The organism is Vibrio hepatarius, from assembly GCF_011806575.1.
Classification (GTDB): Bacteria; Pseudomonadota; Gammaproteobacteria; order Enterobacterales; family Vibrionaceae; genus Vibrio; species Vibrio hepatarius_A.
On the sequence record NZ_JAATOO010000002.1, the window covers coordinates 149,252 to 172,722 of the forward strand.

Annotated in this window: 28 protein-coding genes; 11 read left to right on the plus strand and 17 right to left on the minus strand. The window is 45.6% G+C overall.

The window, feature by feature from the left end; translation table 11 throughout:
- Window positions 1-27: 27 nt before the first annotated feature.
- Together HCZ42_RS02100 and xerD are read right to left on the minus strand one after the other, a co-directional pair.
- Window positions 28-771, minus strand: coding sequence for a thioredoxin fold domain-containing protein (locus HCZ42_RS02100; protein WP_167419130.1), 744 nt, complete (start codon window positions 769-771; stop codon window positions 28-30).
- Between the two features lie 28 nt (window positions 772-799).
- Window positions 800-1,696 (minus strand): site-specific tyrosine recombinase XerD, encoded by an 897-nt coding sequence (gene xerD / locus HCZ42_RS02105; RefSeq protein ID WP_167419226.1) that lies wholly within the window; start codon window positions 1,694-1,696, stop codon window positions 800-802.
- Between the two features lie 162 nt (window positions 1,697-1,858).
- Here xerD and fldB point away from each other — a divergent pair, with 162 nt between their 5' ends.
- Complete coding sequence (gene fldB, locus HCZ42_RS02110; protein WP_167419131.1) at window positions 1,859-2,380, plus strand: flavodoxin FldB; 522 nt, start codon at window positions 1,859-1,861, stop codon at window positions 2,378-2,380.
- Window positions 2,381-2,460: 80 nt separating this feature from the next.
- On the opposite strand, the gene ampD is transcribed toward fldB, so the two are convergent.
- Window positions 2,461-3,006, minus strand: coding sequence for a 1,6-anhydro-N-acetylmuramyl-L-alanine amidase AmpD (ampD, locus tag HCZ42_RS02115; RefSeq protein WP_167419132.1), 546 nt, complete (start codon window positions 3,004-3,006; stop codon window positions 2,461-2,463).
- A 133-nt stretch (window positions 3,007-3,139) separates the two neighbouring features.
- Here ampD and nadC point away from each other — a divergent pair, with 133 nt between their 5' ends.
- From nadC to yacG, 8 genes are all read left to right on the plus strand, one after another.
- Window positions 3,140-4,042, plus strand: a complete 903-nt coding sequence (nadC, locus tag HCZ42_RS02120; RefSeq protein ID WP_167419133.1) for a carboxylating nicotinate-nucleotide diphosphorylase — start codon at window positions 3,140-3,142, stop codon at window positions 4,040-4,042.
- 276 nt (window positions 4,043-4,318) lie between these two features.
- Window positions 4,319-4,723 carry a pilin gene (locus HCZ42_RS02125; RefSeq protein ID WP_167419134.1) on the plus strand — a complete coding sequence of 135 codons (405 nt, stop codon included), beginning with the start codon at window positions 4,319-4,321 and terminating at the stop codon, window positions 4,721-4,723.
- Window positions 4,723-6,411 (plus strand): type IV-A pilus assembly ATPase PilB, encoded by a 1,689-nt coding sequence (pilB, locus tag HCZ42_RS02130; RefSeq protein WP_167419135.1) that lies wholly within the window; start codon window positions 4,723-4,725, stop codon window positions 6,409-6,411. Before HCZ42_RS02125 ends, pilB begins: the two co-directional genes overlap by 1 nt.
- A gap of 14 nt (window positions 6,412-6,425) precedes the next feature.
- Entirely contained in the window at window positions 6,426-7,652 is a 1,227-nt protein-coding gene (locus HCZ42_RS02135; protein WP_167419136.1) for a type II secretion system F family protein, read from the plus strand.
- 67 nt (window positions 7,653-7,719) lie between these two features.
- The gene (locus HCZ42_RS02140) at window positions 7,720-8,589 is read left to right on the plus strand and encodes a prepilin peptidase (protein WP_167419137.1); all 870 of its coding nucleotides are present in this window, start codon (window positions 7,720-7,722) and stop codon (window positions 8,587-8,589) included.
- Between the two features lies 1 nt (window position 8,590).
- Window positions 8,591-9,199, plus strand: a complete 609-nt coding sequence (gene coaE, locus HCZ42_RS02145; RefSeq protein ID WP_167419138.1) for a dephospho-CoA kinase — start codon at window positions 8,591-8,593, stop codon at window positions 9,197-9,199.
- Between the two features lie 34 nt (window positions 9,200-9,233).
- Window positions 9,234-9,974, plus strand: a complete 741-nt coding sequence (gene zapD, locus HCZ42_RS02150; RefSeq protein ID WP_167419139.1) for a cell division protein ZapD — start codon at window positions 9,234-9,236, stop codon at window positions 9,972-9,974.
- A 60-nt stretch (window positions 9,975-10,034) separates the two neighbouring features.
- Window positions 10,035-10,229, plus strand: coding sequence for a DNA gyrase inhibitor YacG (gene yacG / locus HCZ42_RS02155; RefSeq protein ID WP_053408725.1), 195 nt, complete (start codon window positions 10,035-10,037; stop codon window positions 10,227-10,229).
- A 352-nt stretch (window positions 10,230-10,581) separates the two neighbouring features.
- On the opposite strand, the gene rplS is transcribed toward yacG, so the two are convergent.
- The 5 genes from rplS to ffh all read right to left on the minus strand — a co-directional run bounded on the left by rplS (window position 10,582) and on the right by ffh (window position 14,166).
- Complete coding sequence (rplS, locus tag HCZ42_RS02160) at window positions 10,582-10,935, minus strand: 50S ribosomal protein L19 (RefSeq protein WP_053408726.1); 354 nt, start codon at window positions 10,933-10,935, stop codon at window positions 10,582-10,584.
- A 41-nt stretch (window positions 10,936-10,976) separates the two neighbouring features.
- Window positions 10,977-11,720, minus strand: coding sequence for a tRNA (guanosine(37)-N1)-methyltransferase TrmD (trmD, locus tag HCZ42_RS02165; RefSeq protein WP_167419140.1), 744 nt, complete (start codon window positions 11,718-11,720; stop codon window positions 10,977-10,979).
- 25 nt (window positions 11,721-11,745) lie between these two features.
- Window positions 11,746-12,294, minus strand: a complete 549-nt coding sequence (gene rimM, locus HCZ42_RS02170) for a ribosome maturation factor RimM (protein WP_167419141.1) — start codon at window positions 12,292-12,294, stop codon at window positions 11,746-11,748.
- 29 nt (window positions 12,295-12,323) lie between these two features.
- On the minus strand, window positions 12,324-12,572 hold the full coding sequence (rpsP, locus tag HCZ42_RS02175; RefSeq protein ID WP_005379962.1) for a 30S ribosomal protein S16: 249 nt from the start codon (window positions 12,570-12,572) through the stop codon (window positions 12,324-12,326).
- A 208-nt stretch (window positions 12,573-12,780) separates the two neighbouring features.
- The gene (gene ffh, locus HCZ42_RS02180; protein WP_167419142.1) at window positions 12,781-14,166 is read right to left on the minus strand and encodes a signal recognition particle protein; all 1,386 of its coding nucleotides are present in this window, start codon (window positions 14,164-14,166) and stop codon (window positions 12,781-12,783) included.
- A 206-nt stretch (window positions 14,167-14,372) separates the two neighbouring features.
- Here ffh and HCZ42_RS02185 point away from each other — a divergent pair, with 206 nt between their 5' ends.
- Window positions 14,373-15,167, plus strand: a complete 795-nt coding sequence (locus HCZ42_RS02185) for a cytochrome C assembly family protein (RefSeq protein ID WP_053408730.1) — start codon at window positions 14,373-14,375, stop codon at window positions 15,165-15,167.
- 120 nt (window positions 15,168-15,287) lie between these two features.
- Window positions 15,288-16,571, plus strand: a complete 1,284-nt coding sequence (locus HCZ42_RS02190; RefSeq protein WP_053408731.1) for an HlyC/CorC family transporter — start codon at window positions 15,288-15,290, stop codon at window positions 16,569-16,571.
- A 58-nt stretch (window positions 16,572-16,629) separates the two neighbouring features.
- On the opposite strand, the gene rpoS is transcribed toward HCZ42_RS02190, so the two are convergent.
- The 9 genes from rpoS to HCZ42_RS02235 all read right to left on the minus strand — a co-directional run bounded on the left by rpoS (window position 16,630) and on the right by HCZ42_RS02235 (window position 23,463).
- The gene (gene rpoS / locus HCZ42_RS02195) at window positions 16,630-17,610 is read right to left on the minus strand and encodes an RNA polymerase sigma factor RpoS (protein WP_167419143.1); all 981 of its coding nucleotides are present in this window, start codon (window positions 17,608-17,610) and stop codon (window positions 16,630-16,632) included.
- A gap of 78 nt (window positions 17,611-17,688) precedes the next feature.
- Entirely contained in the window at window positions 17,689-18,597 is a 909-nt protein-coding gene (locus HCZ42_RS02200) for a peptidoglycan DD-metalloendopeptidase family protein (protein ID WP_167419144.1), read from the minus strand.
- Between the two features lie 2 nt (window positions 18,598-18,599).
- Window positions 18,600-19,226, minus strand: coding sequence for a protein-L-isoaspartate(D-aspartate) O-methyltransferase (locus HCZ42_RS02205; RefSeq protein ID WP_167419145.1), 627 nt, complete (start codon window positions 19,224-19,226; stop codon window positions 18,600-18,602).
- 2 nt (window positions 19,227-19,228) lie between these two features.
- Window positions 19,229-19,987, minus strand: a complete 759-nt coding sequence (gene surE, locus HCZ42_RS02210; protein WP_167419146.1) for a 5'/3'-nucleotidase SurE — start codon at window positions 19,985-19,987, stop codon at window positions 19,229-19,231.
- Window positions 19,987-21,030: a tRNA pseudouridine(13) synthase TruD gene (truD, locus tag HCZ42_RS02215; protein ID WP_167419147.1), complete on the minus strand. Its 1,044-nt coding sequence runs from the start codon at window positions 21,028-21,030 to the stop codon at window positions 19,987-19,989. The genes surE and truD overlap by 1 nt, the downstream gene beginning before the upstream one ends.
- Window positions 21,031-21,084: 54 nt before the next feature.
- Entirely contained in the window at window positions 21,085-21,561 is a 477-nt protein-coding gene (gene ispF, locus HCZ42_RS02220) for a 2-C-methyl-D-erythritol 2,4-cyclodiphosphate synthase (protein WP_167419148.1), read from the minus strand.
- Window positions 21,562-21,564: 3 nt separating this feature from the next.
- Window positions 21,565-22,269, minus strand: a complete 705-nt coding sequence (gene ispD, locus HCZ42_RS02225) for a 2-C-methyl-D-erythritol 4-phosphate cytidylyltransferase (protein ID WP_167419149.1) — start codon at window positions 22,267-22,269, stop codon at window positions 21,565-21,567.
- Window positions 22,269-22,547, minus strand: coding sequence for a cell division protein FtsB (gene ftsB / locus HCZ42_RS02230; RefSeq protein ID WP_053408739.1), 279 nt, complete (start codon window positions 22,545-22,547; stop codon window positions 22,269-22,271). Before ftsB ends, ispD begins: the two co-directional genes overlap by 1 nt.
- Before the next feature lie 112 nt (window positions 22,548-22,659).
- Window positions 22,660-23,463, minus strand: coding sequence for an undecaprenyl-diphosphate phosphatase (locus tag HCZ42_RS02235; RefSeq protein WP_167419150.1), 804 nt, complete (start codon window positions 23,461-23,463; stop codon window positions 22,660-22,662).
- Window positions 23,464-23,471: the final 8 nt, after the last annotated feature.

A 23,471-nucleotide genomic window follows, 5' to 3' on the forward strand; every position in this document is an offset into this window, starting at 1 on the left:
AGCCTCAGTGACGAGGCTCTTTATTAATTACTGAGTTTGTTGAAGACGTTGGTAAAGGTCTGCTGGCGGCAAGTAACCACCAACCATTTCGCCATTCGGTAGGAAAATCGCTGGTGTACCGCTAACACCCAGTTCACGTCCTAATGCAAATTGCTGTTTTACAATCTCTTGGTATTTAGCAAAATCTTCACTCTTTTCAGGGAAAGTACGATTAATTTTGCCGTTGTGCATCGCAGCTTGCTGATCTTCCGCTCCCCAGATCGCGGCCATTTGGTCAGCGACCATGCCTGTTGGACCTTGGCGAGGATACGCCATGTAACGTACTGTGATGCCTAAATCGTTGTAACCTTGCATTTGGCTATGAAGTCGAACGCAGTAACCACATGTAATATCGGTAAATACCGAGACAACGTACTTCTCGTCTTCGGCTTTAAACACAATCATGTTGTCTTGTTGTTCTTCAATCTTAGCCGCATTCATTGGCGCTTGGCGCTTCGCCAATACGTCTTCGTACTGACCATTTTCGTCTAATTTGTAAAGCGTACCCGCTAGAAAGTAGTCACCGTTAGGCGAAGCGAATAGCACTCCACCGCTGGTCTGCACTTCAACCAAACCTTCAATATCGGCTGGTACGGCATCGGTTACTTGCAGTCCAAGCTTGGCAAAGCGTTGCTGCAACTGCTCTTTGTCTATCTTAACTTCGGCTGCAGAAACTTGAGTTGCAACCAAAAGTGGTAACGTCAGAAGACCTATTCGGCGTAATACGCTCATTAAATTCACCTTTTGTTTTCAGCAAGCTTTATGCTCTTGGATGATGCTCGCTGTGTAGCTGTTTCAATCTCTCTGTTGCTACATGAGTATAGATTTGCGTGGTCGACAAGTCACTATGGCCTAGCAACATCTGAACCACACGTAGATCCGCTCCGTAGTTGAGTAAGTGTGTCGCAAATGCATGGCGTAATACGTGCGGAGACAGTTGTTCACTGTCAATCCCTGCCAGTACCGCATAATGCTTAATACGATGCCAGAAAGTTTGCCGCGTCATCTGCCTTGCGCGTTTGCTCGGAAACACAACGTCAGAGGTATTTTCTCCCAATAGTTCAGACCTGCCTTGTTGGAGAAAAGTTTCAATCCAATCAACGGCATTCTCACCCATAGGTACGAGGCGCTCTTTTCCGCCTTTACCAGTTACACGCACCACACCTTGGCGTAAGCTGATGTTTTCCATCGTCAAACTGACCAGTTCGGTAACGCGCAACCCGGTTGCATATAATAACTCCAACATGGCCTTATCGCGCAACTCCATCGCATCATTTGGGTCAGGTGCGTTGAGTAGCGCATCAACTTGCTCTTCGCTGAGGTCTTTTGGTAGGCGCTTTGGCAACTTTGGACTCACCAACAGAGCACTCGGGTCATCGGCACGAATTTTTTCGCGGTGAAGGTATTGGAACAAACGCCGAATCGCAGACAGCATGCGTGCGCGAGAGGTTTGTTTGTAATTCTGGTCCACCAGCCAAGATTGATACTCTTGTAAGCCAGAGAGACTAATAAAGTTAAGACGGTAGTTGTTCGCTTCCATCCATTGGATTAACTTGTTGAGATCATTGCGATAAGAGGCCAACGTGTTCTCTGACAGGCCTCTTTCCATCCACATGGCATCTAAAAACTGCTCTACGATTCCTTGATCAGGGGACATGACTTCAGACACAACATTCCTCGAATTATGATTCTGCTGTCAATGTAAGTGTCTAGAAGAGATAAAGCCATAAAAAATGCCTTTCAAAGTGGATATTCGCTGCAAAGCACGCCATTTTGTGGTTAGAATTCGCTATCTAGTCCAGCGAAAGAAAAGAAAGTTATGAAAATCGGTCTATTTTACGGCTCAACAACTTGTTATACCGAAATGGCAGCAGAAAAAATTCGTGCCATTATTGGCGAAGATATGGTCGACATTCACAATGTGAAAGAATCTCCATTATCTTTAATGACAGAGTACGACTTTCTTATTCTGGGCATTTCGACCTGGGATTTTGGTGAAATTCAGGAAGACTGGAATGAAATATGGGATCAAATCGGTGGCGTCACACTAAATGGCAAAACCGTCGCGTTATTCGGCTTAGGCGATCAAGAAGGCTATGGCGAATGGTATTTGGATGCGATGGGGATGTTGCACGACGAACTGAAAAAGAGCGGAGCTAATATCATCGGCTACTGGCCAAAAGATGACAGTTACGAGTTTGAAGCGTCGAAGGCACTCACCGAAGACGGCAGCCAGTTTGTAGGTTTGGCTCTGGATGAAGATTCTCAATACGAGCTGAGCGATGAGCGCATCGCCACTTGGGTCGAGCAGATCCTAATCGAATACCAAGATACGCTATAAATAACATCTTGCCTGATAAGGCTTCCTCACCAATCACTTCCCTAGTGAAAATAGGAAGCCTTGTTGCAAACTACTCTGTCCTACTTTTCCAGCATCGTGCGGTATCTTACCCAATCAAACACTAAACCCGGGTCGGTTTTTCTTAGAGGCGCAATGTATTGATGCCCTGTGATACGCGGCAAGGTTATTTGCGGATAACACTGCTGCAACTGCTGAGTTAATACTGTCAATGCGTGATATTGCTCGTCGGTATAAGCCACGAAATCACTGCCTTCCAACTCAATACCAATCGAGTAGTCATTGCACTTCTCTCTCCCGGAAAAACTAGAAGCGCCCGCGTGCCATGCCCTCGCATTGAATGGCACAAATTGAACCACTTCTCCATCACGGCGAATCAAGCAGTGGGCGGAAACCCCCATCTTATAAATGACGTTAAAAAATGGATGTTCTTCAGGGTTCAGTTTCCCAGTAAAAAACTGCTCGATATAAGGGCCACCAAACTCTCCCGGCGGTAAGCTGATATTGTGAATAACCAACAGAGAAATATCCTTTTCGTCGCTTCTTTGGTCAAAAAATGGCGAAGGGACGTGACGCGCTTGTTTGTACCAGCCGTGGTTATCAATCATATTTGCTTATTCACTCGTTGTTGGTTCTTGGCAATTTTATCTTTTTGCCGTTGAAATGCGAGAATAATGGCTGAATTTCACTCGCAGTCAGCGTATCATTCCCAGCTCCAATTAACTGCGTATTAGATTTGCGATGAAAAACACACACAATAGCCAAGAACGTCTTGAATACTTAAAACAACAACTACCTCTTGAGATCTCTCGTGCTGTGGCGGACACCCTAAAAGAAGATTTAGGCGGCACTCTGGATCCAGCAGCCGATATCACTGCAAGTCTAATCCCTGCCGATGCACAAAATGAAGCGACCATTATTACTCGTGAACACGGCGTTTTTTGCGGTCAAGCGTGGGCAGATGAAGTGTTCAAACAGCTGGCTGAACAAGAGAATGGCAGTGCGGTGAAAATTGAATGGCACGTCAAAGACGGCGATAAAGTCGAGCCAAACCAAGTTTTATGTACCTTATCTGGCTCTTCGCGCATGCTACTGACTGGTGAGCGCAACGCGATGAACTTTATCCAAACCCTATCAGGTTGTTCAACAACGGTTGCTCAATACGCAGAGAAGTTAGTTGGAACGGATTGCCGTCTACTCGATACCCGTAAAACAGTTCCAGGTTTGCGTAGTGCGCTGAAATACGCAGTCGCGTGTGGTGGAGGCTTTAACCATCGTATTGGGGTTTTTGACGCTTACTTAATTAAAGAGAACCACATCATCGCGAATGGCGGTATTGCACAAACTATCAAAACCGCCAAAGAGCTTAACCCGGGTAAGCCCGTTGAAGTCGAAACAGAGAGTTTAGATGAGCTCAAAGAAGCGATCGAGGCTGGTGCTGACATCATTATGCTGGATAACTTTACCAAAGAGATGATGCGTGAAGCCGTTGCGATCAACGCAGGTCGAGCAGCACTAGAAAACTCGGGTAACGTCACATTGGAAACGATTCGTGAATATGCTGAAACTGGTGTTGATTACATTTCAGTTGGCGCACTAACAAAACACATTCGCGCAATGGATTTATCGATGCGCTTTAAGTAAGAAATGTAAGTTTCCTTACCTAGTGCTCACTATTTATGGAATAAAGCTCTTACTTTTCAAACATTAAACAGAGGTCATTAGATCTCTGTTTTTGTTTTAAATATGAGAAAAATACTACAAACTTTTGCAGTCAGTCGAATTAATTTGCGCACTAAATGAAAGTATCGCGCAACTTTTACCAATCGACTCGGAAACCCCACCGAGCACAATACCCAGTGCAAATTATCCCATCTATTCTCTCTTTCACATTTCGCATTCCATCCACGGAGAGAAACAATGCAAAACCAACAACGTCGTAAACAGAAAGGCTTTACGCTTATTGAATTGATGATCGTAGTAGCGATCATTGGTGTGTTATCTGCAGTCGCGATTCCAGCATATAAAGATTACGTGAAGAAAAGTGAAGTCGCTTCAGCCGTAGCGACAATGAAATCACTGATTACTCCTGCTGAACTTTACTATCAAGAAAATGGGGATATAACAACATCCACTAACCTTGCTGACTTAGGTATTTCGTCAGGCTCAACTACATTAGGTACTCTATCTCCAAAAGCAGGGCAGATTGAACTTGCTCTAACTAATATTAGTGGAGCAAAAATCACTATCACTCGAGACGCAAATTCAGGTTGGATTTGCGACGCAACTGGTGACGCCGATAGTCTAGTTTCTGGATGTAAGTAGTGCTAACCACCCTACCATCTATCTTGCGCCAAGCTAATCTAATAGATACAGCGCAAGAGATCCGAGTGATAGAACATATTGATGCTTCAGGTGGTTCTGTGCCTGAAGCATTAATCTCTCTCGGTCTGATGGACAACAGAGAGCTCACCAGTGAGCTCTCTAAGATTTTTGGCTTACCGGAAACCAACCTCTCTCAATTTGATTACGCCGAGCTATGCAATCGCCTCGGCCTACGTGAACTGATCACTCGTTTACATGCCTTGCCATTAGAACAAAACGGCCAACTATTAACAGTAGCGATCGCTGATCCTACCGATATGGAAGTGGAAGACGAGTTCCGCTTTGCCACTGGGCTGCAAGTTGACCTTGTTCTCGCCGACTTTAAAGCACTGCAAAGCGCCATTCGTCGGCTTTACGGGAAAGCAATTTCTGGTACACAGAACAGCAAGAAAGACATTAACGAGCAAGAGCTCGCTAACCTTGTTGATATCTCCGCCGACGAAGTTAATACCGTAGAAGACCTCAGCAAGGACGAAGCGCCTGTCAGCCGCTACATCAACCAAATCCTTTTGGACGCGGTTCGTAAAGGTGCATCGGACATCCATTTTGAACCGTATGAAGAATCCTACCGCGTTCGACTACGCTGCGATGGGATATTGATAGAGACTCAGCAACCCGCACACCACCTAAGCCGTCGCCTCTCTGCTCGTATAAAAATTCTCTCTAAGCTTGATATCGCCGAGCGTCGCCTGCCACAAGATGGACGAATCAAACTTAAGCTCAATGAGACCACCGCTATTGATATGCGTGTCTCTACCTTGCCCACTCTGTGGGGCGAAAAAATCGTTCTACGCTTGCTGGATAGTAGTGAGGCCAACCTTAACATCGATTCTCTTGGCTATAACGAAGAGCAAAAAGCGCTGTACTTGAAAGCCCTGAAAAAGCCGCAAGGAATGATCCTGATGACCGGCCCAACAGGTAGCGGTAAAACCGTCTCCCTCTACACCGGTTTGAAAATTCTCAACACCCAAGAAGTTAATATTGCCACCGCTGAAGACCCTGTGGAAATAAACCTTCCGGGTATCAATCAAGTCCAAGTACAACCACAAATAGGTTTCGGCTTTGCACAAGCGCTACGCGCCTTTCTACGTCAAGACCCTGATATCGTGATGGTTGGTGAGATTCGTGACTTTGAAACCGCAGAAATTGCCGTAAAAGCCGCTCAAACGGGGCACTTAGTGCTTTCAACGTTACATACCAACTCAGCCGCAGAAAGCGTGGTACGACTTAGTAACATGGGTATAGAGCCATACAATGTGGCTTCATCCCTCAGCCTGATCATCGCACAGCGATTAGCAAGAAGGTTGTGCAATCACTGTAAAGAACCTTACCAACCGACCGCTGAATTACTGGAACATATGGATATTCCAGCGGACGTAACTCTATATCAAGCTTCTAGTAATGGGTGCGCGGACTGCAACCAAGGGTACTCAGGACGAGTAGGTATTTATGAAGTGATGGGGTTCAGTCGTGCTCTAGCCCAAGCCGTCGCCGAAGGTGCCTCCATCATAGAAATAGAACAACTTGCCAAACAGGAAGGCATGAAAACTCTCAAAGAGTCTGGAATAGAAAAAATGATTCAAGGCATTACCAGCTTGAGTGAGCTGCAGCGCGTCTTGTTCTTGTAAGAAGGGTATCAACAGTGAAAACGACACAAACAAATCAACTTAAAAGCTACCGTTGGAAAGGGGTAAACAGTGTTGGTAGGAAGGTATCTGGACAACTGCTGGCTCTGAGTGAAACTGAAGTAAAAGATCGACTCAAAGAGCAGCACATACAAATTAAGAAGTTACGCAAAGGCAGCGTCTCTGTTATTACCAAAGCCACTCAGCGAGTCAAGGCGCGAGATATCACGATACTCACGCGCCAACTTTCCACCATGCTGACTACGGGCGTACCTCTAGTACAGGCACTTAAACTGGTTACCGATAACCACCGTAAAGCGGAAATGAAATCTATCCTATTGCAGATTATTAAAGGCGTAGAGTCTGGTACTCCAATTTCTAAATCCTTAAGAACGGCAAGTCAGCACTTCGATACGCTCTATGTTGATCTTGTCGCTACAGGCGAGCAATCGGGTAACTTAGCGGAAGTATTTGAACGAATCGCGACCTATAGAGAGAAATCAGAACAACTTAGAGCAAAAGTCATCAAAGCCCTAATCTATCCGTCCATGGTTGTGCTAACCGCGTTAGGGGTATCGTACCTAATGCTGACACAAGTTATCCCGCAGTTTGAAAGCATGTTTCAAGGCTTCGGTGCTGAATTACCTTATTTTACTCAGCAAGTTCTCAAGCTTTCTCATCTAGCCCAAGCATACGGAGGAGTGACGGCTTTAACTCTTGTCGCTACGGTACTTATTCTGAAATTTATTCGAAAGAAGTCTTTTCGTGCCCGCCTGATTTCTAGCCGATTTGGGCTTAAAATTCCAGTTATTGGCAGCATTCTAACTAAGGCATCGATAGCCAAATTTGCTCGGACGCTGGCCACCAGTTTTAGCGCTGGTATTCCTATTCTTTCTTGTTTAAAGGCTTCAGCTAAAACCGCCAACAATGTTCATTTCCAAACCGCGATTGATGGAGTTTATACCGATACATCTGCGGGTATGCCAATGTATATCGCGATGCGTAACTCGGAATCATTCCCTGAAATGGTGTTGCAGATGATTATGATCGGTGAAGAGTCTGGCCGATTGGACGACATGCTCAACAAAGTCGCAACGATTTACGAGTTCGAAATCGACAATACCGTGGACAACTTAGGTAAAATTTTAGAGCCTCTCATTATTATCTTCTTAGGCGTCGTGGTTGGCGGGCTTGTGGTTGCAATGTACTTACCAATATTTAATTTAATGAGTGTGTTAGGCTAGGAATCGATTTGCCACGGAGCACTTCGTTGATAATCTTAGTAGATACTTTGCAAATAACGGCACTTTAATGGAACTGTTTGATTTTTACCCTTGGCTATTCCCAACTCTCGCAACACTCTTTGGCTTAATCGTTGGTAGCTTTCTCAACGTCGTAATTCATCGGCTACCAAAGATGATGGAGCGCGAATGGCGCCAAGAATGCGCAGACAGTTTTCCAGAATATCAAATTACGCCGCCGTCTGGGGTCTATAATCTAAGTGTACCTAGATCGACTTGTCCGAAGTGTGACACTCAGCTTCGAGTAATAGACAACATTCCAGTACTCAGTTGGTTACTGCTTAAAGGTAAGTGCCATCACTGCCGCCATCCAATCAGTATTCGCTATCCGCTGGTCGAGTTGCTCACTGGAGCACTCTGTTTTCTGGTCGCTTACCAGTTCAGCTTTAGTTACTTTGCGATTGCGCTGCTGTTTTTCACTTTTGTTTTGATCGCCGCAACGTTTATCGATCTTGATACAATGCTCTTGCCAGACTCTTTGACACTGCCTCTGACTTGGTTTGGCATTGCGTTAGCGCTGCTACAAATCAGCCCAGTTTCTCTCCAAGACTCTGTTATCGGTGCAATGGCGGGATACCTATCACTATGGTCGGTATATTGGTTATTTAAGTTGGTGACGGGCAAAGATGGCATGGGTTACGGTGATTTTAAGCTGTTGTCCGCCCTTGGTGCTTGGCTTGGCTGGCAATACCTACCGATGATAATCCTACTTTCATCTTTTGTAGGCGTCATATTTGGCATTATACAACTCCGTTTAAAACAGCAAGGTATTGAAAAAGCTTTCCCTTTTGGTCCTTATTTGGCAATCGCTGGCTGGGTTAGTATGATGTGGGGCAATGTAATTTTAGATTGGTATTTAACACGTTTTGTTGGAATCTAATATGCCTTTTGTCGTGGGGTTAACAGGTGGAATCGCCAGTGGCAAAACTACCGTCGCGAATATGTTCCATAAGCAATTTGGTATCGAGATCGTCGATGCGGATATCGTTGCACGAGAGGTTGTCGAGCCAGGTAGCCAAGGTCTAGCCGCAATTGAGCAAAAATTTGGCGCATCAATACTACTCAACGACGGTTCACTCAATCGAGCGAAGTTAAGAGAAATCATTTTTTCCCAACCAGAAGAAAAAACGTGGTTAAACGCTCTACTTCATCCCCTTATTCGACAAAAAATGTTGGCTGATTTAGCCAAAGTCACTTCGCCTTACGCATTATTGGTCATTCCCCTTATGGTGGAAAACAACTTACAGTCTCTCGCCGATACTGTCGTCGTGGTTGATGTCGATGAAGAAACTCAGCTTCGACGCACCTTAGAAAGAGATAATGTTAGCCGCGAGCAAGCGGAATCTATTCTGGCATCCCAAGCAACTCGAGAGCAACGATTAGCTATCGCTGACCATGTGATTAAAAATCACGCAGAAAACCAGAAACTTTTGCCTCAAATCACAGTATTGCATAAAAAGTTCCTAGAAATGTGTAGGGGAAATCTGTGAGAATAAAGGCAGAATCACTCACAGCTGCACTTTAATGACCACGCATTACTTCGAACATCCATTAAACGAAAAGACCCGAATCTACCTTAGGGTCGAATCATTGCTGAATCAGCTCAACATCGCGGCTGATTTTAATGATGACATGCAGCATTTGGTTTTTTACCGTTCACTGTTTGATTTACTTGAAATCTTTGAGCAAATCCAGCTCAAAAGTGAATTGGCTAAAGATATTGAGAAGCAAAGGCTAACGTACCGTTCATGGCTCAACATCGATGGTGTCGATCAAGAAATGCTACTTGGTATTCTCAATGATGTAGATGCCGTACACAGTAAACTGATGAGCGCTGAACGTTTCGGCCAAAGCCTCAAAGAAGATCGCTTCTTGAGTGCCATTCGCCAAAGGTTTAACTTACCTGGCGGCTCATGTTGTTTTGACTTGCCGGCTCTACATCACTGGTTGCACCTTCCATGTGACAACAAAAAAGCCGATGCCACACGTTGGATGAGCTCACTGCGTCCTCTTGCAGAAGCATTAAAGCTCTGGCTTAAGCTCACCAGAGAAACGGGGCAATTTAGGTCACAAGTCGCGCGTACAGGCTTTTATCAGAGTGATGCGGAGGAAGCCAACATTCTACGACTTGAAATCCCGATGCACTTTGGGGTTTATCCAATGATTTCAGGACACAAGAACCGCTTTGCGATTAAGTTTATTGATTTCTCGTCTGGGCAAGCATCATCAAACGACGTCGAGTTTAACTTAGCCGTATGCAGCTAATACTCACCAAACACGTTATAATCTAGTCCATCGACACGTCACAACGTTCAGAGAAGTACCATGTCTAAAATTACTATTGTTCCGTGCCCACAATGCGGCACGGATGTAGAGTGGGGAGAACAAAGCCCTCACCGCCCTTTTTGCAGCAAAAAATGCCAGATGATCGATTTTGGCGAATGGGCTGACGAAGAGAATGCCATTGCTGGCGCACCCGATATGTCGGACAGTGATGGTTGGTCGGAAGATCAATATTAAGAAGCTCTAGGTTTTAAAGATAAAGAAAGTTGGCGTGAGAGCGTCAACTTTTTTATTACCTGTTGAAAGTGAGTCCGCTGTCGCTTTTCTGCCACTCTCGAGTTAAGGGCCTCTCCATTTAATATTCGTTTTAATTTCAGATGGTTAAATTCGCTGTATGCTTTATACACGTCAGCAATATGTTTAGCTCAGAACGCAGATATTTTTCTTTCTATCTAGGAAGAGGCGCGGAGTTTACGCCAGTAAATGAGCACCGATGACAACGGTAGAAAGGAAAATAGCCAGTTATGAGCAAACATAAAAAAACGGAGCCCAAAGGACTCCGTTTAACATGAGAACGCTAGTTATAGCATTACTTCTTAGCAAGTTTCTCTTTGATACGAGCAGACTTACCTGAACGCTCACGTAGGTAGTACAGCTTGGCACGACGTACTGCACCACGGCGTTTAACTTCGATGCTATTAACGATTGGAGAGTGTGTTTGGAACGTACGCTCAACACCTTCACCGTTAGAGATCTTACGTACAGTGAAAGCAGAGTGTAGACCACGGTTACGGATAGCGATTACAACGCCTTCGAAAGCCTGTAGACGCTCACGGTCACCTTCTTTTACCTTAACTTGAACAACAACAGTGTCACCTGGTGCAAATTTAGGTAGGTCTGATTTCATTTGCTCTTGCTCAAGAGCTTTGATGATGTTACTCATTTTTTAAATTCCTAGAATAAACTGATACTAAATAAATTAGGTTACTTGTTCTGATGTTCTTTAACGAACTCAGCAAGTAATTGTTCCTGTTCGTCAGTCAGAGCTAGGTTTTCCAGGAGCTCTGGTCTTCTTAGCCAAGTACGGCCTAGCGACTGCTTTAATCGCCAGCGACGAATTTCCTTGTGATTACCAGACTTGAGTACCGCAGGTACTTCTTTGTCATCCAGTATCTCAGGACGCGTATAATGGGGGCAATCCAACAAACCATTAGCAAAAGAATCTTCTTCTGCTGACGCAAAATCACCTAAAACACCCGGAACAAACCGAGATACTGAGTCAATTAGCGTCATGGCTGGTATCTCACCACCCGTCATCACGAAATCTCCAATTGACCATTCTTCGTCAACTTCAGATTGAATGATGCGCTCATCTACCCCTTCGTAGCGACCACAAATAAGAAGTAAATTCTCGTTTGTTGCCAGCTCTTCAACCCCTTGTTGGTCAAGCTTACGACCTTGAGGTGATAGATAGATAACTTTCGTCTTTCCCGGTGATGTCTTTTTGGCCGTATGAATAGCATCGCGCAAAGGCTGTACCATCATCAACATGCCAGGACCACCACCATAAGGTCTATCATCTACAGTGCGATGTTTGTCATGAGTGAAATCTCTAGGATTCCATGTCTCAATCGACAAGAGACCTTTTTTAACCGCTTGGCCTGTTACTCCGAAATCAGTAACGCTGCGGAACATTTCAGGAAAAAGGCTAATTACGCCAATCCACATTGTTCTATCGCTCCGTTACTTGGAGTTAAAATCCAGGATCCCAGTCAACTTCGATCCGTTGAGCTTCGCGATCAATATGCTTGATCACTTGCTCTTCAAGGAACGGGATTAAACGTTCCTTTTGCCCGAAAGCATCTTTTAGATTTGCTTTAACGACCAAAACATCGTTGGAACCTGTTTCTAATAAATCAGAAACAGTACCAAGGTCATAACCGTTACCAGTTACTACTTGCATACCAATCAAATCACGCCAGTAGAACTCATCTTCTGGCAATTCTGGAAGTACTGCAGGGTCAATCAAGATTTCAAAGTTAGTCATTAACTGCGCGTCTTCGCGCACATCAAGACCTTCCAGCTTTACCACCAAACCTTTGTTATGGCGCTTCCAGCTTTCTACTTTGTACTCAACCCACTTGCCACCTTGTTCTACGAACCAAGGGCTGTAATCAAATATGCTTTCAGTGTTGTCTGTGTAGGAAAAAACTTTGAGCCAGCCACGAATGCCATAAGTAGCACCAAACTTACCTACAACAATCTTATCGCTACTCATTGCTTCTTTACCTTTCATCGACATAAGCTAATTTCAACTTCTTAATTTAAGAATTAAGCCGCTTTTTGAGCGTCTTTAACTAGCTTAGCTACGCGGTCAGATACAGATGCGCCTTGACCAACCCAGTGGTTAACGCGATCTAGGTCTAGGCGTAGACCTTCTTCTTGACCTTTAGCAGTTGGGTTGAAGAAACCAACTTTCTCGATGAAACGGCCAGTTGCAGCATTGCGGCTGTCCGCTACTACGATTTGATAAAATGGACGCTTTTTAGCGCCGTGACGTGCCAAACGAATGGTTACCATGTCGTCCTCTTTGCTTTCTCAAAAATAAAATTAACCCCAGAAACCATTTATCGCTAAATAGTTTGGGGTCTCGTGCCAAAATAAAGCTCCGGAATTTTACTCTTATTCCGGAGCAATGCAAGGTCTTTAGCTATTTTTTCACCAACATAAATCAGGATTTAAGTTTGTGACTCAGCTAACACCTTGAAATTTTTGTAGCTGGGTGTAATTAACGACCAAATGGGTTAAAACCGCCGCCTCCGCCCATGCCGCCACCCATCATGCCTTGCATGTTACGCATCATGCCTTTCATGCCACCTTTCTGCATTTTCTTCATCATTTTCTGCATCTGGGTGAACTGCTTAAGCAAGCGGTTAACGTCTTGCACCTGAGTACCCGAGCCCGCTGCGATACGCTTCTTGCGTGAACCTTTTATAAGTTCCGGACGCAAACGTTCTTTCATCGTCATCGAGTTGATGATCGCTTCCATTTGCTTAAACATCTTGTCGTCGACTTTGTCTTTGACGTTGTCAGGTAGCTGGGACATGCCTGGTAGCTTGTCCATCATTCCCATCATGCCGCCCATGTTTTGCATTTGGCCTAGCTGCTCACGGAAGTCTTCAAGGTCAAAACCTTTCTTTTCTTTAAACTTCTTAGCCAGCTTCTCTGCTTTTTCTTGGTCTACGTTCCGCTGCAGATCTTCGATAAGCGACAAAACGTCACCCATGCCAAGAATGCGAGACGCTACGCGATCAGGGTGGAAAGGTTCCAGTGCGTCGGTTTTCTCACCCACACCCAAGAACTTGATTGGCTTACCAGTTATATGACGAACCGAAAGCGCCGCACCACCACGCGCGTCACCGTCAACTTTGGTCAAGATAACACCGGTCAATGGCAGCGCATCACCGAATGCTTTTGCCGTATTCGCAGCATCTTGACCTGTCATTGCATCGACAACGAACAATGTTTCAACAGGGTTAATCGCAGTATGAAGGTCTTGAATTTCAGACATCATCTGCTCATCAATCGCCAAACGACCCGCTGTATCGACAATCAATACGTCATAGAATTTCTTCTTCGCGTGGTCAATCGCCCCATTAGCGATATCAATTGGCTTTTGGTCTGGCGATGACGGGAAGAAGTCAACACCGAGGTCAGACGCAAGCGTTTCTAACTGTTTAATCGCCGCTGGACGGTAAACGTCGGCAGACACAACCAGTACTTTTTTCTTTTCGCGCTCTTTTAGGAGCTTGGATAGCTTACCTACCGATGTGGTTTTACCCGCACCTTGTAGACCCGCCATCAAGATCACAGCCGGTGGCTGCGCCGCTAAGTTAAGGGCTTCGTTTGATTCACCCATGACCGCTTCAAGTTCACCTTGAACGATCTTAATAAATTCTTGACCTGGAGTGAGAGATTTAGATACCTCAACACCTACAGCTGCTTCCTTTACGCGCTTAATGAAATCGCGGACAACAGGCAGCGCTACGTCAGCTTCCAGCAGTGCCATACGCACTTCACGTAGCGTCTCTTTAATGTTGTCTTCGGTCAGGCGACCTTTACCGCTGATATTTTTCAGCGTTTTGGACAATCGATCCGTTAAATTCTCAAACATCTTAAGTCTCTTTACCCGGGCGTTTGTATACAAACTCACCCTAAATTTCGCGACAAACTACTGCGAGTATACCTGAGCCAAAGGTACTGTGCACAGCTCTAATCAGTTTTGACATCTCAAGTCACGCAAATGAAGCTGATAAGTCATAGCTCAAGTCGTTGAGTCAGGGTATAATTTGTTAAAAATCCACCAGCTTTTAGAGAACCATGGACAACTTAATCGCCGTTGTTGCTGTTATACTCTACGCCTTAGCAATAGCGACAATCATACCGGGCTTAGTACACCAAACCGGTATTCGAGTAAAAACTGTTTTTGTCAGTGCTTCGTTAGCGCTTATTTTTCATGCCTGGCTTCTAAGCGGTCTTATTATTGAGGCATCCGGTCAGAACCTCAGTATTCTTAATGTTGCGTCTTTAATCAGCTTTATTATTTCTCTGGTCATGAGCATTGCGATGCTTAAGACGCGTTTGTGGTTTTTGCTGCCCGTTGTATACAGTTTTGCTGCGATTAACTTGGGTGCAGCGGCATTTCTACCGAGCACTTTCATTACCCACCTCGAGCAAGACCCAAAGCTACTGATTCATATCTCGCTAGCGTTGTTCTCCTATTCCACCCTGACAATTGGTGCGCTATACGCACTGCAATTGGCTTGGCTGGATCATAAACTCAAAACCAAGAAAGCCCAGGCGATTAACCCTAACCTGCCACCTCTATTAATGGTTGAGAGACAGCTGTTTAATATTATCTTAGTTGGTACGCTATTACTGACAGGGACGTTGTTAACCGGATTCGTCTTTGTGCAGGATATGTTTGCGCAAGGAAAAGCGCACAAAGGCATTCTCTCATTCATCGCTTGGATTATTTACGCGGTGTTGCTTTGGGGTCATTACCAGAAAGGCTGGCGCGGACGTAAAGTCACTTGGTTTGCCGTTGCAGGCGCAACGCTGCTCACTCTCGCATACTTTGGTAGCCGCTTTGTGCGAGAGATCATTCTTAACTAAACTATGTCGAAAAGGTGTATACTCTACACCTTCTTAACATTACCGCATCCCTTACTGAGTTTGACTTAAAGACGTAAATAGGTCATAAATCAGCCAAACACCACAAGGAAAAGATTAGCTTTGGACGACATATCAACGGGTATCTTATTTGCGCTACTCGCGTGTCTGATCGTAATTTCAGGATATTTTTCAGGTTCAGAGACAGGGATGATGGCTTTGAACCGCTACCGCCTAAAGCACTTGGCAAACACGGGGCACAAAGGTGCTAAACGTGTGGAGAAACTGCTCGATCGCCCAGATCGTCTTATCGGCCTGATCCTCATCGGTAACAACTTAGTCAACATTCTTGCATCTGCTATCGCCACTATATTAGGCATGAGACTCTATGGCGACTTAGGCGTTGCGATTGCAACAGGTGCTCTGACCCTCGTCGTGCTCGTCTTTGCCGAAGTTACCCCAAAAACCCTTGCCGCGCTTTACCCTGAAAAAGTCTCTTATGCGAGCAGTATTTTGCTCGGCATCTTGATGAAGCTTTTATCGCCGCTGGTTATCTTCGTTAACTTTATTACTAACGGTTTTATACGTTTGCTCGGGATTAAAGCAGTACACGGTGGGGACGATCATTTAAGCTCAGAAGAACTCCGAACCGTAGTAAACGAAGCGGGTAGCCTTATCCCGACTCGCCACCAGGATATGTTGATTTCGATCCTCGACCTTGAGCACGTTACCGTTAATGACATTATGGTCCCACGTAACGAAATCACGGGTATCGATATTAACGACGATTGGAAGTCGATCGTTCGTCAGCTCACGCACTCACCACATGGTCGAGTAGTTCTTTATCGCGACCAAATCGATGAAGTGGTTGGCATGTTGCGTCTACGAGAATCTTACCGTTTGATGCTGGAAAAGAACGAATTTACTAAAGAGACGTTATTGAGAGCCGCTGATGAAGTGTACTTTATTCCAGAAAGCACCCCGCTCAACGTCCAATTGCTCAAGTTCCAGCGCAACAAACAGCGCATTGGTTTGATTGTTGATGAGTACGGCGACATCATTGGTTTGGTTACTCTAGAAGATATCTTGGAAGAAATTGTTGGTGAATTTACTACCTCAATTGCACCAAGCTTGTCTGAAGAGATCACTCCGCAGATCGATGGTAGTTTCCTAATAGAAGGTAGCGCCAACATCCGTGATATCAACAAAGGTCTCAAATGGAAACTCCCGACTGACGGCCCGAGAACATTGAACGGACTCATTTTGGAGCACCTAGAAGATATTCCCGAAAGTCACCTTAGCGTTCAAGTGTCAGGTCACCCGATGGAAATCGTCGAACTGGAAGAAAATCGCATTAAGCTGGTCAAGGTTTTTCCAAAACCTGCCAAGAAGAACAAAGCGAAGTAACAACAGACAAATAAAAAAGCCTTGGAATTCCAAGGCTTTTTTATTATTTAAATCCGGCTTATTCTTCGGTCACACTAAACAAGCTTTCCATATTCAAACCCTGTTTCACCAAGATTTCTCTTAGGCGGCGCAGACCTTCCACTTGGATTTGACGAACACGTTCACGGGTAAGATTGATCTCGTGGCCAACTTCTTCCAAAGTTGAAGGTTCATAGCCCAGTAAACCAAATCGACGGGCGAGAACTTCTTTCTGTTTTGGATTCAGTTCATCTAACCAATGGATCAGCGAACTCTTGATATCATCATCCTGCGTTGAAACTTCAGGATCTGAGTTGTTTTGGTCAGGAATGATATCCAGTAGCGCTTTTTCGCCGTCACCACCAATGGGTGTATCGACTGAACTGATTCGTTCATTCAAGCGCAGCATTTTACTGACATCGTCAACTGGCTTATCTAACTGAGTCGCGATTTCTTCAGCTGTTGGTTCATGGTCGAGCTTTTGAGATAGCTCACGCGCGGTGCGCAAGTAGATATTCAGCTCTTTCACAACATGAATAGGTAGACGAATAGTACGTGTTTGGTTCATCAAAGCACGTTCGATAGTCTGGCGAATCCACCATGTCGCATAGGTAGAGAAGCGGAAGCCTCGTTCTGGGTCAAATTTCTCAACCGCACGAATCAAACCAAGGTTACCCTCTTCAATCAAATCAAGCAGTGCCAAGCCGCGATTGCTATATCGACGCGAAATTTTCACCACTAGACGCAGGTTACTTTCGATCATACGTTTACGTGCTGCTTCGTCTCCGCGCAGTGCGCGACGAGCATACAGTACTTCTTCTTCTGCGGTAAGTAGTGGAGAAAAACCGATTTCGCCCAAGTAAAGCTGAGTGGCATCTAAGCTTTTTGCTGACGCATCAAACTCTTCGCGCTCTTTGGTTTCTTGGGTGGATTTGGACTTGGAAGGTGTGCCGACTTGAAACGATTCCTTTGTTCCAACTTCGAACTCTTCGACTTTCGTTGCTGCATTGCTGATACTCATAGCGCCTCCCCTGGCGAGCTAGCAAGACATTACTACGTCTAATGTCGCTATATTACCTAGTCATTACTCAGTAAGTAGTTACGGTAAGTAGCGTTTTGGATTCACCGACTTACCTTGATAGCGAATTTCAAAGTGTAAACGTACACTGTTGGCACCGGAGCTGCCCATTGTTGCGATTTTCTGGCCAGCTTTGACACTTTGTCCTTCACGAACTAGCAACCGATCATTGTGAGCATAAGCACTCAGGTAGTTATCGTTGTGTTTAACTATCACAAGGTTTCCGTACCCGCGTAGTGCGTTGCCCGAATATACAACTGTACCCTCTGCTGTTGAAACGATAGATTGACCACGCTGCCCAGCGATATCAATCCCCTTGTTACCTTGGTCTCCAGCAGAAAAGTTCTTAATTACTCTCCCTTTTGTTGGCCATAACCATTTGGAAATTTTATTGTTCTTTGGCTTTGGCGTATTAACAGTTTTGTTAACATTTTGTTTACCGTTAGAACCAACATACTCCTTTGGTTTAGATTGTTCAACCTTCTTTGGAGGATCTTTTTTAGCCATATTGGGTGATGTTTTTGTGCTACTTTTTATAACTCCTTGATTCGAGTTTTTGCTCGGAATCGAAGGTTTTGACACCACTGGCGAAGGCGTTGTAACTGCAACTGGTCCCGCACCAGTACCACCATATGCTGGAGCGGTATAGGCAGGTTGCCAAAGCTTTAATTTTTGACCTGGGTAGATAGTATATGGAGGGGTAAGATCGTTGTAACTGATGATCTCTTTTACATCTTTATCTGTGAGGTATGCGATAAAATAAAGCGTGTCACCTCGCTCAACCTGATAGTAACTGCCTCGATAACTGCCGCGAGCGATCGAGTTGTAATCTTTCTTCAATCCTGACACTGGTGCAGGGGAATGCACAGCGCACCCAACCAGCACACTGCATATACCCAGCATCAACAACGAATTAGATTTCAACGACATTTTTAAGCAAGATCACCAGCCACTAACGGAACAAAACGAACAAGTTCAATAACTTCTGAAAGGAATGTATCACCTTGACGAGTAATTTTCAGCAGCTTCTGCTCGTCTGTACCGACAGGAATCACCATAATTCCGCGTTCACTTAGCTGATCGAGCAACGCAGGGGGCACTTGCTCTGCCGCTGCAGTGACGATGATGGCGTCAAAAGGAGCCTTGGCAGCCCAACCTAACCATCCATCGCTGTGTTTGGTTGAAACGTTATAGATATCAAGCTGTTTCAATCGGCGTTTCGCTTCCCATTGCAGTGATTTGATACGTTCAACAGAAAACACATGCTCAACCAACTGAGCTAGGACCGCCGTCTGGTAGCCTGAGCCTGTTCCTACCTCTAGGACTTTGCTGGAATGGTTAAGTTCCAGCACCTCTGTCATTTTGGCAACAATATAAGGCTGAGAGATCGTCTGTCCCTGACCAATCGGCAGAGCGTTGTTGTCGTATGCCTGATGCATCATCGCCTGAGAAACAAATCGCTCTCGTGGGATTGTACGAATGGCTTCCAACACCTGTGTGCTTTGAATGCCATTCAATACAAGGAATTCAACCAGTCTGTCTGCTTGTGGGTTTGCCATCCTTACTTACCCTTTAACCAATCACCCATACTCGCTAACGACTCATGCGCGGTTAAATCGACTTGCAAAGGCGTTACTGAAACATACCCTTGGTCAACCGCGTAAAAGTCAGTCCCTTCACCGGCGTCTTGTTCTTTACCAGGAGGACCTAACCAATAAATATCATGACCACGAGGATCTTGCTGCTTGATCATCTCTTCAGCGTGATGACGAGCACCTAAACGCGTGACATGAATGCCTTTGAGTTGTTCAACGGGCAGATCCGGAACATTGACGTTCAGCAGACGGTTTGTCGGTATCGGCGCATTAAGGTGTTGATCAACAATTTGTCGTGCAATTGACGCCGCGGTCGCAAAGTGATGCTTGCCAACCAGTGAAAATGCGACCGATTGAACACCGAGAAAGTGCCCTTCCATCGCCGCCGCGACCGTACCAGAATAGAGCACATCGTCGCCTAAGTTCGCACCATGGTTGATCCCTGTTAACACAAGATCCGGCAGATCATTTTTCATCAGTTCATTTAGCGCAAAATGCACACAGTCTGTTGGCGTACCTTGCACAGAGTAGACCTGATGTGCGATTGCAGTAACGCGCAGCGGTTGCTCTAAGGTCAAAGAATTCGACGCGCCTGAACGGTTTCTATCCGGCGCAACTATTGTGACATCCGCGATATCTTTCAGGGATTCAGCAAGCGCATGGATGCCTTCAGCATGAACGCCATCATCATTGCTTAATAAAATCTTCAGCGCTTTGGTTTCCATTAGTAGCTACGCTCCACTTCGATCTCTTCAATCAGCTCACGCACGATAGCCGTTGCGAAACAACCGGCATCCAACGAGAACTTAAGCGTGATGGAGTCTTCGTCTGCACTCCAAGTTAAATCTTGTGCTTTAAGTGAAATCGCACGTCGGTCATGACGCATACGGTTACCGCGGATCAACGCCATCAAATCTGGTTCGTTGTCTAAATGTGGTTGCTCTAGCTCCAACGCTCGCGCTTGGGTTGGAAGTTGATTGTCGCCCGCCATTGCTGCAGTCAACACCGCATTTCCCTTGGCTACTTGCTCTGTTGCGGATTGAATGTGTTCGGCATCCACCAGCGACTGTCCTGACGCCGTTTCAATAATGTCGCCTTCCACAACCTGATCAAACAATCCCAGCTCGATACGCGCAGATAGAATGTTATTAAAAATCCATGAACGAGCAGCCGATAGCAGCAAGCTGCGTTTGTTTTGATTGCGAGTGCGAACGTTTTCTCGTCCCCAGCGGCGCGCTTCGTCGAGGTTGTTTCCGTTATTGCCAAAGCGCTGACTACCGAAGTAGTTCGGTACACCCGTCTGAGAAATCGATTCTAAACGCTTGAGTACATCTTCAACGTCGCTCACTTCCGATAGCGTCACCATAAATTGGTTACCGGCTAACTCACCCGGACGCAGCTTTTTGTTGTGTCGGGTGGTCTGTAAGATCTCAATGCTAGGATACTGAGCGAGGAACTCGCTAAAGTCTGGCATTTCACCTTTGGGTAAGTGAACACTCAGCCACTGCTCAGTCACCGCGTGACGATCTTTCAGACCAGCCCAGCTTACATCTTTCGACTTGACGCCACACGCTTTCGCCAGTTCATTGGCAACAAAGCTGGTGTTTTCACCGGATTTACGGATGCGAACCATCAAATGTTCACCGCTACCCGCAAACTCGTAACCCAAGATTTCATTCACTTGGAAGTGTTCTGCTTTCGCTTTAATTTTGCCAGTGGCGGTCGGTTTACCATTGAGGTAAGCCAGAGAAGATAGAATATCAGACATATATTGTTCCATTACGAGCGGAGCTCAATGAGTCAAACGCTGCACATAACTGTGTTATTGCTTAACCAGTAAAACCACCGCTTCTGTCGCGATGCCTTCTTTTCGTCCTGTAAAACCCAAACGCTCGGTGGTTGTTGCTTTGACATTGACGTTACCAATATTGGTTTCGAGGTCTTGAGCGATGGTTTGGCACATAGCTTCAATGTGCGGAGCCATTTTCGGCGCTTGAGCCATAATCGTTACATCGGCGTTACCCAATCGGTAACCGTGTTCTTTGACGCGGCGATATACATCGCGCAGTAGATCCCGACTATTGGCGCCTTTCCACTTATCATCCGTATCAGGGAAATGTCGGCCGATATCGCCCGCTGCAATTGCGCCTAGCAAAGCATCACACAGTGCGTGCAGAGCAACGTCTCCGTCTGAGTGCGCGATCAGCCCTTGTTCATAAGGCACTTCAACACCGCCAATAATGACCGGACCTTCACCGCCAAATTTATGCACATCAAAACCGTGGCCAATTCGAATCATAAGTTATCCTTTATTTCGCTGTAGATAAAACTCAGCAAGCGCCAGATCTTCTGGCTGCGTTATTTTTATATTATCGGCGCTACCTTGAACCAACGCAGGATTTTCTCCCTGCCATTCAAGCGCCGAAGCTTCATCGGTAATCGCTACACCTTGTTCAAGTGCAGCAGACAAAGCCTGAGTTAGCTGGTGAGTTCTAAACATTTGTGGAGTTAGGGCATGCCACATTGCTTCGCGATCGACCGTATGGTCGATATCATAGTTCTTGTTCGCCCGTTTCATCGTGTCACGGACTGGCGCTGCTAAAATCGCGCCGCATTTATGCTGGGTCGCCACGTCAATCAAACGGTCAATATCTCGAAGATGAACACACGGCCTCGCGGCATCATGGACGAGCGCCCATTGATAGTTTTCGCTGGCCGCATACTGCAATGCCGACAGCACCGAATCAGCGCGCTCTTTACCACCCGCCACTCGAATGACGTTGTCTTGCTGACTAATGGCTAGCTCAGAGTAGTAAGGATCGCCTTCAGTGATCGCCACCACCACTTTGTCGATCAAAGGGTGATCAAGCAGCTTATTGATGGTGTGTTCTAATACCGTTGATTGAGCAATTTGGAGGTATTGCTTAGGACGATCGGCTTTCATTCTACTGCCGACACCCGCAGCAGGTACGATTGCGATCACAGAAAGAGTGGTTGGAGATGACATTAACTGTCCTCGCCAATAATGCGGTAGAAAGTCTCCCCTTCTTTGATCATACCTAATTCATGACGGGCACGTTCTTCGATCGCATCCAGCCCCTGGCGTAGATCGTCGATCTCAGCAAACATCTCGCTGTTGCGCTCTTGCAGGTTTTTATTGACTTGATGCTGAACTTCAATATCCGCATTCACCAATTGAAAATCAGCAATGCCATTCTTACCAAACCACAATTCAAACTGCAGCCAGCCTAAAACCAAAAATAGAGTCAGTGCAAAAATTCGCATAAATTAGATTCAGAGAAGAGAAAAATAAAGACCACATATATACCACAATGTCGCCCTACAGGCGACATTGCTTTAGTTGGTATCAGGTCAGAATGTCTTGTAAATACTAGGGTTAGTTCATCAACAGGTAAGCAAACAAACCGGCGCCCAGTAATAGACGATAAATTACAAATGGGGTCATACCCATTCGAGAGATCAATTTGAGGAAGAAGTGAATACAGATGTAAGCGCTGATAAATGAGGTGACGATACCAGTTAGTAGGAAACCGACATGAATAGGCTCACCGCTGGTAACGAGTTTAAGCCCAAGGTAGCTTCCCGCCAGCATGATGATGGGAATCGACATCAGGAATGAGAATCTCGCTGCGGCTTCACGGGTAAAGCCAAGATAAAGCGCCGCAGTGATCGTCGCTCCGGAGCGCGACGTACCAGGAATCATCGCCAGTGCTTGCGAGATACCAATGAAAAGCGACTTTTTCCAATCGGCTGTGTATTCGTCATCCGTCAGTGTCGAATTCTTGTCAACATACCAAAGCAGCAAACCAAACACGATGGTGGTCGTTGCAATTACCCAAGCGCTACGCAGATACAGCTCAATGAAATCTTTCATCAGCAAGCCGAAAACACACGCAGGTATAGTCGCAATGACGATCATCCAAGCCAGTTTGGCTTCTTTGCTGCGTTCACCTTTAAAGATCGAAGCAAAAAATGATCTCAGTAGAGAGACCACTTCGCGTCGGAAATAGATCACTACGGCAGCTAAAGTACCGACGTGCACCGCTACATCAAACGCCAACCCTTGGTCTTCCCAGCCTAAAATAGCCGACGGCAAAATCAGGTGGGCGGAGCTAGAAATAGGCAAAAACTCAGTCAGGCCTTGAATCAAAGCCAAAATAAACGCTTCAAAATAACTCATTGTATTCT